The sequence below is a fragment of the Salinimicrobium oceani genome, assembly GCF_012037645.1.
The window spans coordinates 1-594 of record NZ_JAAVJR010000245.1 but is presented as its reverse complement, the minus strand read 5'-3'; the positions used below and the strand labels follow the sequence as shown (position 1 = coordinate 594).

The window sequence follows — 594 nt, the reverse complement described above, 5'->3', positions numbered from 1 at the left end:
ACCAAATGAAGAAAGTATTGGTAATTCTAATGATAGACGCTGAAGATCTTGGTAGCTTCGTTGTATGCAGCTTCAAAACTCATCATTTTCACGTTCGTATCGCCCTTTTTGGAAGTGAAGTAAGAAAGCAGTTTCTCTGTGGGCATATTTCCGGTGAGTTCATCCTTGGCCATTGGGCAGCCACCAAATCCCTGTATGGCCCCATCAAATCTCTTACAGCCGGATCTGTAAGCTGCATCCACTTTTTCAAACCATTTTGTCGGAGTAGTATGTAGATGTGCACCAAATTCTATTTCAGGATACTTCGGAATAAGGTTCGAAAAAAGGTACTCTATAACCTCAGGAGTAGAGCTGCCAATGGTATCTGAAAGCGAAAGGATCTTCACGCCCATTCCTGAAAGTTTTTCTGTCCACTCCCCCACAATCTCCACATCCCATGGATCTCCATAGGGATTTCCAAAACCCATGGAAAGGTATGCCACAACCTCTTTTCCTGAAGCAGCGGCAATGTAGAGGATCTCCTGCAGTGTTTCTACAGATTCGGCAATGGTTTTATGGGTATTACGCATCTGGAAGTTTTCAGAAATTGAAAAC

Annotated in this window: 1 protein-coding gene; it reads right to left on the bottom strand. The window is 43.3% G+C overall.

From position 1 onward, the window contains the following. Nucleotides 1-26: 26 nt before the first annotated feature. A partial coding sequence (locus HC175_RS16520) for a beta/alpha barrel domain-containing protein (RefSeq protein WP_168139473.1) occupies nt 27-594 on the bottom strand: 568 nt, incomplete at its 5' end.